Genomic DNA, 13,882 nt, shown 5'->3' on the forward strand with positions numbered 1-13,882 from the left:
GCCGCCGCCGACGCGGTGCCCCTGCGGACAGTCCGCAAGGGCGGCCTGCCTCGTCGTCATGGATCTCCCGCACCCGCACGCGTTCGGCCACGTGATCATCCTGACCGCCCGATGCCGTCCGGCCCGGCGGCCGGACGGCACGTCACAACGGGGCGAACGTCGCTTGCTTGCTTGCTTGCTTGCGCGGGGCGGGCTCAGGCCTTCGTGTAGCGGGCGTGGTCGATGTGCCAGATGTAGGAGCAGGCGATGGATTCCAGGGCTTCGGCGTGCTGCTGCAGCGGGGCCGAGTCGCTGGTCGCGAGTCGGCCGATCCCGTGCCGGGCAGTCGCGGCGTGCTCTTCCCCGAGGCGGGAAGCTGCCGCGTACGCGGTGGGAATGTCGCAGCTCTCCGCTCTCGTGATCAAGGAGATGAGGTTCAGCGAGTTCGGGACGCCCTTGGCGGATTCCCTCGCGTAGGAGCCGAGGTCGTTCAGCAGGCCGGCGAGGTCTGCGACGGCCGACTCGGGTTGCCGCACTGCCGGGGAGTTGCGCGCTTCGTCCGGCAGCTCGTACCGCAGGGCGACTTCGGCAACGGCGATGAGGGTTCGCACGAGCACGGTGTGGGGGCGTACCGCGAGGTAGTCGTGCATCCGGACGTGATCGGGTTCGGCCAGGTGGTGCGCTTCCCAGAGCATGCCGAAGAGGACGTCCCGCAGGCAGCCGGTGACCCGCAGGTACTGGGCGGCCGTGGCCCGGGTCCGCAGCCTCGTGAGGAGGTCGTGGAGTGCTTCGTCGAAGGGTCCGGCGTCGCCGGGCGGCTCGCCGTCGGCCAGGAGATGGACGAAACCCTGGATCCGGCGCACCAGTCGGGCCGGGCTGCCGGCCGCCGTCGCCTCGCCGTAGGTGTCGTCGAACGCGGTGAGCCACAGGAAGAGGTCCGCGCACAGGACGAGGCCGTCCGGCTCGGCGGTGGGAAAGGTCCGGGCCACCCCGTGCGCCACGATGTCGCAGAGGGTACGCCGTGCGTCGGGCGGACCGAGGAGCGGGAACCGGTGGAGCCATTGCCCCAGGTGCGCCTGGATCCGGTCCGCGTGCGGGCTGGTCGGGAAGGGGCCGGGGAAGGTACGGGAGACGTCGGGCATGGGCAGGGTGGCGACACCCGTCCGGTCGGTGGTGGTCACGCTGCCTCCCGCGCCGCTGCGTGCTCTCTGGCCTCCAGGACCATGTGGAGGGAGGAGGGGTGGACGGTGATGGCGGGTACGGGCCGCACCGTGGTGCCGGGCGTGTGCCGCAGGGTCCAGCGGGAGGCGATGAGGGCGGTCAGGACCGTGGCCTCGGCCCAGGTGAACCCGTCGCCGATGCACATGCGCTTTCCGGCGCCGAAGGGGATGTACGCGCCCCTGGGAGGCTGCGGTCGCTCGGGGAGCCAGCGGTCCGGGTCGAACCGCAGCGGGTCGTGGTAGAGCTCCGGGTCCCGGTGGAGCGCGTACGGGCTCCAGATCAGGTCGGCGCCGGCGGGCAGGAGCGCGGTGCCGAGCCGCACCGGGACGGTGGCCTGGCGGGTCACGATCCAGCCGGGGTTGTGCAGGCGCAGCGTCTCGGTGACGAGTCTGCGGGTGTAGTCGAGCCGGGGAAGGTGGTCCGCGGTGAGCCGGTCGCCGGCCAGTACGGTGTCGACCTCGTGGTGAAGCCGTTCCTCGATGTCGGGGTTGCGGCCCAGTTCGTGGAGGAGCCACGCCATGGTGACCGCGGTGGTTTCGGAGCCGGCGGCCAGCAGTGCGGTGACCTCGGAGAGGATCTCGTCGTCGTCCAGGGGCCGGCCGTCCTCGTCGCGGGCTTCGAGGAGCAGGGAGACGACGTTGTCGTGGGCCCCGGGGTCCGTCCGGTGGGCGGTGACGATGTCGCCGACCGTCCGGCGCAGCAGCGCATTTGCGGCCCGGAGCTTGCGGTTGCCCGGGAGCGGCAGCCCCTCCCAGGCGGAGACCGGTGAGACGGTGCGCCGGATGGCGGCCTGAAAGACGGTGTCGACGCTGTTCATGATGGCTTGCGCGGGATCGCGGGCGGGCTCGGAGTCGAACAGCAGCGACATGACGACGCCCTGGGTGATGAGCTGAAGCTCGTTCAGCACGTCGAGGCGTGCCCCGTGTTCCCAGGTCCGGAGCGCGGCCTCCGCGGTGGTGCTCATCCGGTCGATGTAGGAGTTGATGCGCTCGCGGTGGAATGCCGGCTGCATCAGGCGGCGGCGCTGCAGGTGCTGCTTCCCTTCGGCGATCGGCAGGGGTGATCCGCCGAACAGGCGGAGCTTGTCGAAGAGCCGGCCCTTGCTGAAGTTCGCGGACTGGGCGGTGAGCATCTCCCAGATGAGTTCGGGCGAGTTGACGACGAACACCGGCCGCGGGCCGACCCCGATCTGCACCACGTCGCCATGGCTGCGCAGCTCCTGCATGAACGCCAGCCGGTCCCGGAGCAGCGGCATCAGGTGTCCGACGGCGGGCAGGCGCCCTGGCGCGTGCGGCGGGGTCGTGGCGTCGGCGGTCACGGGAGGTACTCCGTTTCGTGGCGGGTCCGCAGCAGCCGGCGGGCGGCGACGACCTCGGCCTGGATCATTGCTTCGGGTGCGTAGAGGGTCTTGTCGTGCCAGAGGGCGGGGTGCCGGTGGCCGGGCGTGCCGGCGGTCGCGCGCAGGAAGGCCTCGGCGCGGTCCAGGGCGCGGTTGTGCGCCGTACCGGACGTGCAGAGCAGGATCTTCACCGCGTAGGCGGTCTCCTCGGCGGTGCCGCCCCAGATGCCCCAGGACCCGTCGTCGTGCTGGGTGGCCAGCACCCATGCGGCCGCCGCCTCGATCGCCCGGCGCCGCCGGAGGCCGCGGAGGGGTGCCAGTGCGGTCACGCACCGTTCGGTGGCGTAGTACGGGGAGGCGTGCCACTTGTCGGTCCAGTGGCCCTGCGGCTGCTGGTGCTCGATGATCCAGTCGGCCACCCGGCCCATGACGAGGCGGTGCGTCTCCGCCTCCTCGGGGTGGTGGCGGAGATAGGCGTGGAGGGACTGGAGGGCGTGTGCGTTGGCGCTGAGGGATCCGGTGTCCTCGCCGATGTAGCAGTCGTAGTGGCGACCGTTGTCGAACATGGCGAGCGGAGCGGGATCGCGGGGCCGGTCGACCAGGGCCGCGACGAGTACGGCCATGGCGGTGTCGTCGGCGTCCACCATCAGCCCGGGTGTGCCTCGGACACCCTCGGTGTCGTAGATGCGGTCGACCCACCTGCGCAGGGTGGGCACCCCGGCGGGCGGCAGACCGGTACGCGCCAGCGCGGCGGCGACCCAGAGCCGTTCGAACACCGTGATCGGTGCCGCTTCCGGGAAGAGGCCGCCGTAGCGGTGTGCCACGGCGGCGAGCTCGTCCACCGCACGCTGCCGCTGCGGGGAGTGGGGTGCGGAGGCGGCCCAGGCCGCGGTGGCGGCCGGGGAGCTGCCGAGCAGCCCGTCCGCCTCGGGCAGCAGCGTGTCCGGGATGTGTCGGGCGACGCCTTCGAAGGTGTGGTGGAGCTTGAGCGGGACTCCGCCGGCGGCTCTGCACTTACCCGCTACTGCTTCGGGGGCCGCGGCGTGGTAGCCGCCCGGGACGGCGGGACGTGAGCCGCGGTGCCAGGGCCCGAGGTGCGGAAGATCGGCGACCGGGGGCCGGTCGAGACGCTCGTTGACGGCGGCGACCAGACTCGGGACCAGGATCTCGGCGGCTGCGGTGTCCGGCCACGGCCCGGCCGACGGCAGGTCGGCCAGCGCGGCGAGTCCCCTGGCAGCCGCTGCGGCGAGACGGTGCGTCGCACCGCCGGCCCCGGGCTCCCGCTGCAGCACCGCGAGCACCGCCTCGACGGCGCTCAACGTGGGCAGGAGCCGGTAGGGCGCGGGTCCGTCGCCCCAGCTGCCGTCGTCGGCCTGTTCGCGGAGCAGGTGGTCGACCCGGGTCTGTCCGCCGGGCAGCCACGGCGCCGTGGACAGCACGCGGGCTGTTTCGTAGAGGGACGGGCGGACGCTGCCCCAGGGGTCGGCGTCGACCGCGCTGATCAACCGCTCCGCTGCGCCGACCTGGGTGGCGTCCTCCGGGTGGTGCTCGACGAGCGCCGTCGCCAGGGCTGTGCCGGTCCGGTGGTGCTGGTACTCGTTCATGCCTGCCTCGCAGTTGCGGATCCGGCGATGTCCCGCAGCGCCGCGCGGGCGCCGGCCGGGAAAGGGGCGTTGTCGAGGGCCGTCAGCGCTTGGTCCCGCCGGGTCCGGATCATCTCCTCCACGGCCTGCCGGGCTCCGGTGCTCTCGAGGATGGACCGGACCACGGCAGCGTCCCGCTCGGTGAGGCCCCGTCTGCCGAACCGTGCGCGCAGCGACCGCAGCTCGCGGCGGGAGGCCCGCTGGGCCGCGAGGGCCATGAGCACCGTGGCCTTGCCCGCGCGCACGTCGTCCAGCACCGACTTCCCCGTCTCCAGGGGATCGCCGAAGACGCCGAGGAGGTCGTCGCGGAGTTGAAAGGCCTCGCCGAGCGGCAGCGCGAAGGCGCTCAGGGAGGCGTCGACCCCAGCGGTGGCGCCGGCGAGCGCCGCGCCGATGTGGAGCGGCCGCTCGACGGTGTACTTCGCCGTCTTGTACCGGATGACCTGGACCGCGGTGTCGACGTCGTCGGACAGCCGGCCGGTGGTCTGCAGGTCCAGGTACTGGCCGTAGAGCACCTCGCTGCGCATCTCGTCCAGGAGCGGCAGGACCTGCTCGGGGCTCCGGACCGTCAGGCTCGCTCCGTGCAGCAGTTCGTCGGACCAGATCAGTGCGAGGTCCCCGAGGAGCACGGCAGCGCCCAGGCCGTGTTCCTCGGCCCGGTCGGCCGGGCCGCCGTTGGCGGTGTAGGCGGCGGCCAGCGCGCGGTGGGCGGAGGGCTGGCCGCGACGGGTGTCGCTGGCGTCCATCACGTCGTCGTGGATGAGGGCGAACGCCTGGAAGAGTTCGAGGCCGGCCGCGGCACGGACGGCCGGCGCGTGGTCGCCCGCTCCGCCGCCGGCGTACCAGCCGCACACACACAGCAGGGGGCGCAGGCGCTTTCCGCCTGCCAGGAAGGTGCGGAGCTGGGCTATGAGCGATGGCAGTTCCGGGCCGGGCGCGGACTGTTCCTTGGCATCCAGGAACGTGGCCAGCGCCGCGTCGACCTCCCGCCGCACGGCCGCGAGGTCCGGTGCGGCGGGAGGGGGTACGACGTCGAGCGCGGGTGCCGGGCGTCTCATGTCGTCAAGAACGGCCAATGCGTGTTCCTTTGGCGAGCAGAAATGGTCACGAACGCACATCCCCAGACGTTTCAGCTGTCACGCCTGGTCCCGGTGTGGCGGAAAACACCCCGTCACCATGGATCGATTCGTGGGTGCGATGCCGTGCCCGGGTGGTATGCGCACGCGCTGTCGACGCTGCTACGCCGACACGCGATCCGTGACCGGTTCGGCCGGCCGCTGCCCGGAGGGGCTCCCGTGGCGCCGCGGGTCGGCGGGGTGAAGCGGGGTGAACCGGGCGGGCAGCGCCGTCAGGCTCCGGTAGATCGGGCCGCCGCGGTACGCCAGTTCCGCCGGTGGCACGGCGAGCTTGATGTCGGGCAGATAGGCGGTGAGCCGTTCGATCGCCGCGGTGGCGACGAGGACGGCCGTGGAGCGCGCCGGGCAGGTGTGAGGGCCTGCGGCGAAGGCCAGGTGGGCCTTGTTGCCGGAGCGGTGGTCCTCGTTCGGCGGGTTGCTGTGCGGGCAGGAGTTGGCGGCCGCGTAGGAGACCATCACGGGGGCGCCGGCCCGAATGACCGCACCGTAGAACTCGACGTCGTACCTGGGGAAGTGAAGGCTGTAGTTCGCCAGCGGGGAGTCGTTCCACAGCGCCTCGTCGATCGCGTGCTGGATCGGCAGGCTCCCGCTGGTGAGGCTGCCGAAGTAGCGGTCGTCCGAGAGCATGCGGGCGAGCGTGCTGGCGATGAGGTTGGTCAGCGGTTCGTTGCCCGCACCGAAGACGATGATGACCTGCTGGAGGACGTCCTCCGGACTCAGCCCGTTCGGGTGGTCGATGAACCACGAGGTCAGGTCCTGTCCGCGCTGTTGAGCCTTGGCGGCGTACAGGCTGGTGAGGTACTCGTTCAGCGACTGCGCGCCCTCGGCCATCCGCTCGGGATCGGAGCTCACCATCCCGGTCAGCGCCTTCATGAGGCGCGGGGCGTACTCGTCGGGCATGCCGAACAGCGCATTGAAGACCATCAGGGGGATCTGCTGCGCGTACTGGGCGACCAGGTCGACCTCGCCGTCCTTCGCGAACTGCTGGAGGAGCGTGTCGGCGTAGCGGAAGGTCAGGTTGCGGACGTCGTGGGGGTCGAGAAGGTTGAAGCTGTCCGTGATGACGCTGCGCAGATGGGCGTGGTGGGAGCCGTCGGCGAAGAACAGGCTGGGCCGCCACTGCACGTGCGGCATGAGGGGGCTGTCCGGCGGGACCTGGTTCATCCACTGGCGGGTGTCCTTGGACCAGGTCTCCGTGTCGTGGAGGAGGTCGAGGGCGGCGCGGTAGTCGGTGACCAGGTGGACGACGACGCCGGGGGAGATCTCCGCGAGGCCGACCGGCCCCTGCAGGCGCAGCAGTTCGTAGCTTCGCCCGGGGTCCGCATCGTGTTCTGGCCCGTGTATGCGTACCGGGACTGCGGGAGGAGTGGCGGTCACGACGTCTTGTCTCCGGCTCGGGCTATCAGGTGGGCGGTCAGGGCGATGAGCGCGTCCAGGGTGGAGTCCTTGTCCCGGGCGTCGCAGGTCACCAGCGGGGTCTGCGCGTCCAGGTCGAGCTTGGAGCGCAGGGTGTCGAGGGTGTGGTCCGGCGAGGTCGGGAACGTGTTCACGGCCACCGCGTAGTCCAGGCCGCGTTCCTCGATGAGGTCCATGACCTCGAACGACTGTTCCAGGCGGCGGGTGTCGGCCAGGACGAGGGCACCGATGGCGCCGTCGGCGATGTCCTCCCACAGGGGCAGGAAGCGACGCTGCCCGGGGGTGCCGTACAGGTACAGGACCACCTTGGCCTGCGGCACGGTCAGGCGGCCGAAGTCGATGGCGACCGTGGTGGTCGTCTTCTCGCGCAGGCCGTCGAGGGTGAGGTCGTCCGCCGATGCGGCGGCGTCGGTCATCACCTCGTCGGTGTGCAGCGTCGGGATCTCGGACAGGGTCCTGATCGCGGTGGTCTTCCCGATGCCGAGGGGGCCTGCCACCAGGATCTTCAGCCGCTGGTGGTCGCCCTCGGGCAGATAGACAGGACTCGGGCTAGTGCTGCTTGAGTGCGCGAAGTCCATTCAGCACCTCTTCCAGGAGTTCTTTCGACGGACGATCGGCGTTTGGGTCGGGTTGTAAGCCGTAGGGGGCCGGCACGCGAACCTGCAGGTGGCCGCCGTCGAGGAGTTGGGACAGCAGGACTTTGCACACACCGGTCTGCAGACGGAGGTAGGCGGCCGTCTCACTGACGGTCAGAGCGCCTCCCGTGAGCAGGGAGATGATCCGCTGCTGCACGGGGGTGTGGTGAGAGGCGGGCGGAAGACCCGTGGCGACCACGGCCATGAGCGAATGGAGGGTGTTGCGGGTCGGGGTGCCGACGCCCCGGGTCGCCAGGTAGCTGGGGATCATCCGTCGCCGCTTCGGGGAGCGACTCATGACGCCTCCTGTGTGCGGGCCGGAACGGACATCAGCTGTTCGCCGAGCTTCTTGGCCTGCCGGGCCATGATGTGCGCGACCGTACCCATCGGCATGTCGAGGCCTCCGGCGACGGCGATGAAGGTGTTGGTGCGGGCGCCGGCCGGCATGATCATGTACGTGCCGTGGGTGTTCTGCACGGTGATGGTCGTGATGGGGGTCCCGTCCGGGGCTTCCAGCGCCGCGTTGGCCGCGGCGCGGGCGGCGCCGTGCAGAGCGGCCGTCATGGCGGAGATGCCTTCCGCGGTCTCCCGGAGGAGCCCTTCCGTCGCGCCGATGACCATGCCGTCGCTCGACAGGATGAGGGCGTGCTTGACCTCCTTGCTGACTTCGGTGATGGGATTCAGGACCCACGACGGGTCCTTGATCACGGGGCGCGAGGTGGAGAGGATCACTGTGCTTCCTTCGAGTCGGTGGGGGCGTTGCCGGCGGCGAGGCCCGCCTGGAACTGGCTCCAGGTGTCACGAGCCGCTTCCGGGTTCAACTCCCGGGGCTCGACGTCGGGAGCATCGCTGCGGGTGCGCTCCGTGCGGGCGCGCCGACGGCGCTGGGGCAGCTCGTCGCCGTCGTCCGGTGTGCTGTTCGAGGCGGTCGGCATGGGCCACTGCGGTGCCGCGGGGGGTGCGGCAGGCAGGGGAGCCATCGCCGAGATCGGTTCCATTTCCTCGTCGATCGTGGTCAACAGGTGCGGAGGGATGGCGAGGATCGCGCGGACCCCGCCGTAGGGGGAGACCTGGTCGATCGAGACCTGGAAGCCGTGGTCGGCGACGAGCCGGCCGATGGCTGCGAGGCCGAGGGCCGGCGGATCGCCGAGCTCGGTGAGGAGCGTGTCCTGCTGGCCCTCACCCGAGACCAGGCGGACACCGCGGCGGACAGCCTCCGCACCCATGCCCGTGCCCGCGTCGTCGATGGTGATGCAGACGCTGCCACCGCCGGTCTGGATCACATTGGCTTCCACCGCGAGGTCGTCACGGGAGTGCTCCAGGGCGTTGGCCATGAGCTCGGTGAGAGCCACGGCGATGGGCTCCGCGGCGCGACCGACGACCGCGAGGTTCGAATCGAGCAGCCGGGAACCGATCTTGATGCGTTCGTAGCCGTGGAGCCGGGACGAGGCCCCGCTGACGATCTCGACCACGTAGGTGTCGGGACGCACGTGGCCGGGCCACGCTCCGCAGACGATCGCGGCCTTCTGGACCAGACGGATCGCCTGCTCGTTGAGGTGGTCGAGCCTGAACAGGCTGTCGAGCAGGCGCGGGTCGTCGAAGTCGTTCTGAAGGCTCTCGACCTGTGTCTGCAGCCGGTACGACAGCGCCTGGATGTCCTGGCACGCACCGCGGAGCGCTGCGCGGGCGGAGGCGTCGATCCGTCGGCGCTCCTTGGACACCGTGTCCGAGTAGTGGCCGAGAACGGCATCGAGCAGCGCGGCGTAGTCGGTTCCGGCCAGGGCCTCGTGCTTCAGGCCGGGAACCGGGTGATGCGCGCTGACCAGGTGCAGCGCCAGGCCGGGGAGACGGCCGGCGACCAGATGCCGGAGCTCGTCGTCGAGTTGCCGGAGCTGGTCGTGGAGCGCCTGTTCGCGCTGCTCGGAAGCAGTCAGCGCCTCGGACTGCACGGCGCTTCGCGCAACCAGGGTGCGACGCGAACGCGCCAACAGTGCCGTGGCTACGGCGCCGGCTGCGGTCGTGGCGCCAAGCACCACTGCGGCAGTCTCAGGAATCGAGGTCAACGGTCGGGTCCTCGGGCTCGAGCCGGCTCCGGAGGCCAGACATTGAGGAGCCGTCCGTTCACGGTGAACGAGCGCCCGACCTTTGGAGTCCCGGCAGATTGCAGACGGAAACTGATGGATGGAGCAGCACCGGGTGCGGCCGGGGCATCGCGCATGATCTGCCATGTGCGCGACAAATATGCCACGTCGACCGGCAAGTGCGCATCTCGCCGCTCAGCTCATCGCCGAGCTGCCGCTCCACGGCGCGATGGTGCTCCACGCGGGACGCCCGACGCCGCCACGGCATGCGATGGCCTGGCAGTCGTGAGCATCATCCTGAACTCCGCTGGTCTGTATCAGGGTGACTGAGCGACAGTGGGCCTCAGGGGCTCCGCATCTGAGTGATCATTAGATCACATGGACGAATGGGCACACCATGGGGGGTGCCGCATGTGGCGGCACCCCCCATGGATCGACACCGGCCACGTGTCCTTCCGGCAGTACCTCGCCGCTGGAAACCATGTGACCATCAGCGGGCTTCCTGGCGACCGACGGGCTTGTGCCTCGGCGCCGGCCGCGCCCTGCCCGCGGCGGTCAGCGACTGCGGCTCCGAGCAACGCAGACGACTCGGGGCTCAGGTGACCGGCCGGGGCGCCGCAGCCGGCGCCCCGTGACGTCCTACTCCTCCGGCTCCCAGGCGCGGAGCAGGTCGAACAGCCCGGCGTCGCCGTCGATCCGCACGGAGTCCGCGGGGACGCGGTCGTAGAGGAAGAGGACCAGTTCACCGGCCGTGGCGTGGGCGGAGACCCCGGCCGCGTCCGGGCCCTCGCCGCCGGTGGCGGTGGCGGCGGGCAGACGGGTGGTCCGGGCGCCGTCGCCGTCGACCGTGAGGCGCCAGGAGCGCCCCTCGGCGGCGTGGAAGTCGAAGGCGGTGGGCTTGTGCGGCCAGGCGCTGGGCGTCGCGACGCAGGTGAACAGGAACTCCTCGAGACCGTCGACGGCCACCTCGGCCGGCAGCGGATGCGGCGCGCCCCCGGCGAGCTGGGCGTCGTAGGTGTGCACCGCGCTCTCCTGGACCCGGTGCCGGGCGACCCCGCCGGAGGTCCGCGGCGTCTGCAGGGCACTCCACCACGTCCAGCAGCCCGCGTCCGGGCCCGCCTCCCGCAGCGCGCCGAGCAGCAGCTGCGTCGACTCCTCCAGCCAGGCCAGCAGGGCCTCGCGCTCCCGCGGCACGGCCAGGGCGGCCCGCTCGGCGACGGCCTCGGCCGGCGGGGCGTCGGCGGGGCCCGCGCCGACGATGGCGGCCCAGAAGCGGTCGCCCCCGCCCAGGTGCTGCGCCAGGTCGAACAGCGTCCACTCGGGGCAGGTCGGCACCCGGGCGTCGAGGCCGGGCGCGGAGGCGACCGCGGCACGGAACGCGGTCGACCGTTCGTCAATCAGCCGCAGGTGGTCGGAGAACTCGAGAGTGTTATGCACCTCGGGTGTTTACCACCCTGCTCAGCCCACGGGAAAACGATTATCCCCGGCCGCCGCGGCAGCGGCGCGGGCGGGCCGCTCGGGCCGGCGAAGAGGCGGGAGTGCCTGTGCGGCAGCGCGGTCCGCGCCCTGTTCGACGTATGTCTCCTCGTACTCATCCGGGCGTGGTGCTGCCGCGCCTTCGCCGATGCGCAGACCAAGCCGAGTCAGGGCTTGTGGTCGAAGACCGCCGTGACGGGGGCGTGGTCGGACCAGCGTTCGGCGTGGGTGGCGGCGCGCTCGACGTGGGCGTCGGTGCAGCGGGCGGCGAGGCCCGGGGCGGCGAGCTGGTAGTCGATGCGCCAGCGGAACGACACCTTTTCGAAAAAGGTCCACCCGTTCGAGCGCAGCCTGTTCGAGGGTGCCCGCTGGCCTTGGCGGTAGGGGGATGCCCATGGGCATTGTGACGGCTTCGGCGCCAGTTCGGGCAGTGGTGGGTTCGCGTATCTCGGACACGCACGGCAACGAGTGCAAGGTCTCGCACCTGATCCAGGCAGAGACAGCGACCCGGCACGTCTCGCGGGGATGCTGGTTGCGTGCATAGAGGTGCGGGACGGCCTCGTGGTGGTCGAGGCGTCGACGCCGGAGAACGTCTCTCTGCCGTGTCCGGACTGCCGGATACCGTCGGACCGGGCCCATAGCCGGTACGGACGACGTCTGGCGGACGTGCCGTGCGGCGGTCGGAGTGTGGTGATCGAACTGTCGGTGCGTCGGTTGTTCTGCGACAACGGCGACTGTCCTCGGGTGACCTTCGCTGAGCAGATCGACGGGCTGACCTGCCGCTATGGTCGGCGGACGCCGGGTCTGCAGCGGATGCTCGGTGCGCTGGGCGTCGTCCTGGCCGCCCGCGCTGTGGCCCGTCTGGCGCTGCTGCTCGGCATCGCGGTCAGCCGGATGACCGTCCTGCGGCTGGTCATGGCACTGCCGGAGCCGGCCCGGACGGTCCCGCGGGTGCTGGGCATCGACGAGTTCGCCTCGAGGGAGGGCCGCCGGTACGGCACCATTCTGGTCGACTGCGAGTCCCACCAGCCGGTGGACCTGCTTCCGGACCGTGACGCGGACAGTGTCGCGGCGTGGCTGCGCGAGCACCCCGGCGTCGAGATCGTGTGCCGCGACCGCGCGCAGGTCTTCGCCGACGGTGCCCGCGCCGGCGCCCCGAACGCTCAGCACTGCGCGGACAAATGGCACGTCAGGCACAACTTCGCGGAGGCCGTCGAGCGCCTCGTCTCGCGCCACCGCACCCTGCTTCGGGACCTGCTCGAATCCGCTCCCGAGCCCGAGCAGCCGGCTCCGGCGGAAGCGGTCGTGGCCGATGAGGCGCCGCCCGAGCCGTACTCGACGGGGAAGTTCCTCGACCGGCTCCGCGACACCCACGCCGCGGTCCGTGCCCAGGTCGAGCAGGGTCTCCGCCTGCGGGAGATCGCCAGACGTCTCGGCCTGGGGCGCAACACGGTCCGCAAGTACGCCCGCGCGGCCAGCCCGGAGGCGATGCTGCACGGCCAACGGCAGAACCGGACCAGCAAACTCGACGCGTTCAGGCCGTACCTCGAGCTGCGGGTCGCCGAGGGCTGCACGAACCTGTCCCGGCTCCACCGTGAGCTGGGGGAACGCGGGGCCCGCTGCAGCTACAGCACCCTGCGCGACTACGTCCGGCCGCTGCGACCCGACCGCCGGGCCGGGACATGCCGCCGATCGCCCGGCCGCCCTCGCCCCGTGAGGCCACCTGGTGGATCACCAGCCATCCCGACCACCTGCGCGAGGACGACCCGCAGCGACTCAAGGCGCTACTGGCCCGCTCACCCGAGCTCGCGGCCGCCGCCAACCGCGTCCGCACCTTCGCGGCCATCATGACCAACCGCGAGGGACACCGGCTGCGGCTTTGGATTGCGGACGTGTGCGCCGACGAGCAGCGCGGCCTGGCCGGCTTCGCTGTCGGGCTTCTCCCCGACCTCGACGCCGTCGTCTACGGCATGAGCACCGACTGGTCGTTCGGCCCGATCGAGGGCCGCACCAACGACCTGAAAGCCCTCAAGCGCAGCATGTTCGGCCGAGCGAAGGCACCTTTGCTCCGCAAGCGGCTCCTGCTGATCGCGGCCAGCCGGCGCCCCCACTCGGGGACACTTTCCCTGACCGACTACGTAACGAGTGGGAGTGATGCAGTCACCTGAGCGGCACGACACCGGCATGCCGGGCGTCCTCTGGCCTGGAAAGGAACACCCTTCGCTGCGGCCGCTCGACGTCCGTAACAACGACTGACATCTCGTCGCCGACCTGAAATACCTCCGGCAGACCTGCGGCGGGCCTGCCGTGGACCTCTTTGAAGGGCACCAGGCCCACGACTCCGTTTCCGACGTCAACGAAGGCGCCGAAGGGGAGCACCTTGACGACCGTCCCGCGAAGCGTCTGCCCCACCACCGTGCCGTCGGCGAACGCCTGGAAGGGGTCGGGCAACAGTGCACGCAACGACAGCCTGGCTTCAGCATTGTGAGTGTCGAATTGGAGGAACTCGCATGAGACGCGCTGTCCGATCTCCACGACGTCGTTCGGAGCTTCGATGTGGCGCCAGGACAGTTCGGGGATCGTGATAAACCCGACGCCGGGGAACATGGGATGGTCCGGTCCGTTGTCCAAGGCCACGAAGACCCCGAACCGCTCGATCGCCGCGACGGTGCCAGAAAGGATCTCGCCGCGGTGCAGCGACTCCAGGAACGCCCAGAGATCCGGGCTCGCAGACTGCCAATCCATGCCCGCCACCTTGGCACACGCCGTAGGTCGACGACACCCCCATGGGACGGCCACAGACCGTAAGGCCGCGCGATTGACTTCACGAAATCCGTGCCTGAACCCGTTTCACCCGTTGCCGACACGTAGCCTAGCTATGATGACAGGGTGTTCGACGGGCTGAGGGCTACCATCAGCGCTTCGGCCTGGTCCACGTCGACTTCGAGACACAGCG

13 protein-coding genes and 1 pseudogene are annotated in these 13,882 nt (G+C 70.9%); 2 read left to right on the plus strand and 12 right to left on the minus strand.

The annotated features are described in order from the left end of the window. Positions 1-194: 194 nt before the first annotated feature. The 11 genes and pseudogenes from FHR36_RS13470 to FHR36_RS13520 form a co-directional block, all read right to left on the minus strand. Positions 195-1,160, minus strand: a complete 966-nt coding sequence (locus tag FHR36_RS13470; protein WP_253796657.1) for a terpene synthase family protein — start codon at positions 1,158-1,160, stop codon at positions 195-197. Then, entirely contained in the window at positions 1,157-2,518 is a 1,362-nt protein-coding gene (locus FHR36_RS13475; RefSeq protein ID WP_253796659.1) for a cytochrome P450, read from the minus strand. The genes FHR36_RS13470 and FHR36_RS13475 overlap by 4 nt, the downstream gene beginning before the upstream one ends. Next, the gene (locus FHR36_RS13480) at positions 2,515-4,143 is read right to left on the minus strand and encodes a prenyltransferase/squalene oxidase repeat-containing protein (RefSeq protein WP_253796661.1); all 1,629 of its coding nucleotides are present in this window, start codon (positions 4,141-4,143) and stop codon (positions 2,515-2,517) included. Before FHR36_RS13480 ends, FHR36_RS13475 begins: the two co-directional genes overlap by 4 nt. Beyond that, the gene (locus FHR36_RS13485) at positions 4,140-5,258 is read right to left on the minus strand and encodes a polyprenyl synthetase family protein (RefSeq protein ID WP_253796662.1); all 1,119 of its coding nucleotides are present in this window, start codon (positions 5,256-5,258) and stop codon (positions 4,140-4,142) included. Before FHR36_RS13485 ends, FHR36_RS13480 begins: the two co-directional genes overlap by 4 nt. Before the next feature lie 162 nt (positions 5,259-5,420). Further along, entirely contained in the window at positions 5,421-6,695 is a 1,275-nt protein-coding gene (locus tag FHR36_RS13490; RefSeq protein WP_253796663.1) for a cytochrome P450 family protein, read from the minus strand. Beyond that, positions 6,692-7,312, minus strand: coding sequence for a GTP-binding protein (locus FHR36_RS13495; RefSeq protein ID WP_253796664.1), 621 nt, complete (start codon positions 7,310-7,312; stop codon positions 6,692-6,694). The genes FHR36_RS13490 and FHR36_RS13495 overlap by 4 nt, the downstream gene beginning before the upstream one ends. Beyond that, entirely contained in the window at positions 7,284-7,667 is a 384-nt protein-coding gene (locus FHR36_RS13500) for a DUF742 domain-containing protein (RefSeq protein WP_253796665.1), read from the minus strand. Before FHR36_RS13500 ends, FHR36_RS13495 begins: the two co-directional genes overlap by 29 nt. After that, the gene (locus FHR36_RS13505) at positions 7,664-8,101 is read right to left on the minus strand and encodes a roadblock/LC7 domain-containing protein (protein WP_253796666.1); all 438 of its coding nucleotides are present in this window, start codon (positions 8,099-8,101) and stop codon (positions 7,664-7,666) included. The genes FHR36_RS13500 and FHR36_RS13505 overlap by 4 nt, the downstream gene beginning before the upstream one ends. Next, positions 8,098-9,432 carry an ATP-binding protein gene (locus FHR36_RS13510; protein WP_253796667.1) on the minus strand — a complete coding sequence of 445 codons (1,335 nt, stop codon included), beginning with the start codon at positions 9,430-9,432 and terminating at the stop codon, positions 8,098-8,100. Before FHR36_RS13510 ends, FHR36_RS13505 begins: the two co-directional genes overlap by 4 nt. 657 nt (positions 9,433-10,089) lie before the next feature. Then, positions 10,090-10,887, minus strand: a complete 798-nt coding sequence (locus FHR36_RS13515; protein ID WP_253796668.1) for a maleylpyruvate isomerase family mycothiol-dependent enzyme — start codon at positions 10,885-10,887, stop codon at positions 10,090-10,092. Positions 10,888-11,093: 206 nt separating this feature from the next. Continuing rightward, a pseudogene (locus FHR36_RS13520) lies at positions 11,094-11,231 on the minus strand (exodeoxyribonuclease III); the annotation flags it as partial. A gap of 220 nt (positions 11,232-11,451) precedes the next feature. Here FHR36_RS13520 and FHR36_RS13525 point away from each other — a divergent pair. After that, entirely contained in the window at positions 11,452-12,777 is a 1,326-nt protein-coding gene (locus FHR36_RS13525; protein ID WP_253796669.1) for an ISL3 family transposase, read from the plus strand. After that, positions 12,774-13,094 carry a hypothetical protein gene (locus FHR36_RS13530; RefSeq protein WP_344586062.1) on the plus strand — a complete coding sequence of 107 codons (321 nt, stop codon included), beginning with the start codon at positions 12,774-12,776 and terminating at the stop codon, positions 13,092-13,094. Before FHR36_RS13525 ends, FHR36_RS13530 begins: the two co-directional genes overlap by 4 nt. Here the strand turns inward: FHR36_RS13530 and FHR36_RS13535 are convergent. Next, complete coding sequence (locus FHR36_RS13535) at positions 13,087-13,671, minus strand: S1 RNA-binding domain-containing protein (RefSeq protein WP_253796670.1); 585 nt, start codon at positions 13,669-13,671, stop codon at positions 13,087-13,089. The two genes, FHR36_RS13530 and FHR36_RS13535, sit on opposite strands and share 8 nt — an antisense overlap. Between the last annotated feature and the right edge of the window lie 211 nt (positions 13,672-13,882).

This window comes from Kitasatospora cinereorecta, assembly GCF_024172095.1.
In the GTDB taxonomy this organism is placed as follows: Bacteria; Actinomycetota; Actinomycetes; order Streptomycetales; family Streptomycetaceae; genus Kitasatospora; species Kitasatospora cinereorecta.

Excerpts from the sequence above, each read along its gene's own strand:
- FHR36_RS13525 (WP_253796669.1), top strand. The coding sequence starts at position 11,452 with ATGCTGGTTGCGTGCATAGAGGTGCGGGACGGCCTCGTGGTGGTCGAG.
- FHR36_RS13535 (WP_253796670.1), bottom strand. The coding sequence starts at position 13,671 with ATGGATTGGCAGTCTGCGAGCCCGGATCTCTGGGCGTTCCTGGAGTCG.
- FHR36_RS13530 (WP_344586062.1), top strand. The coding sequence starts at position 12,774 with ATGACCAACCGCGAGGGACACCGGCTGCGGCTTTGGATTGCGGACGTG.
- FHR36_RS13495 (WP_253796664.1), bottom strand. The coding sequence starts at position 7,312 with ATGGACTTCGCGCACTCAAGCAGCACTAGCCCGAGTCCTGTCTATCTG.
- FHR36_RS13480 (WP_253796661.1), bottom strand. The coding sequence starts at position 4,143 with ATGAACGAGTACCAGCACCACCGGACCGGCACAGCCCTGGCGACGGCG.
- FHR36_RS13500 (WP_253796665.1), bottom strand. The coding sequence starts at position 7,667 with ATGAGTCGCTCCCCGAAGCGGCGACGGATGATCCCCAGCTACCTGGCG.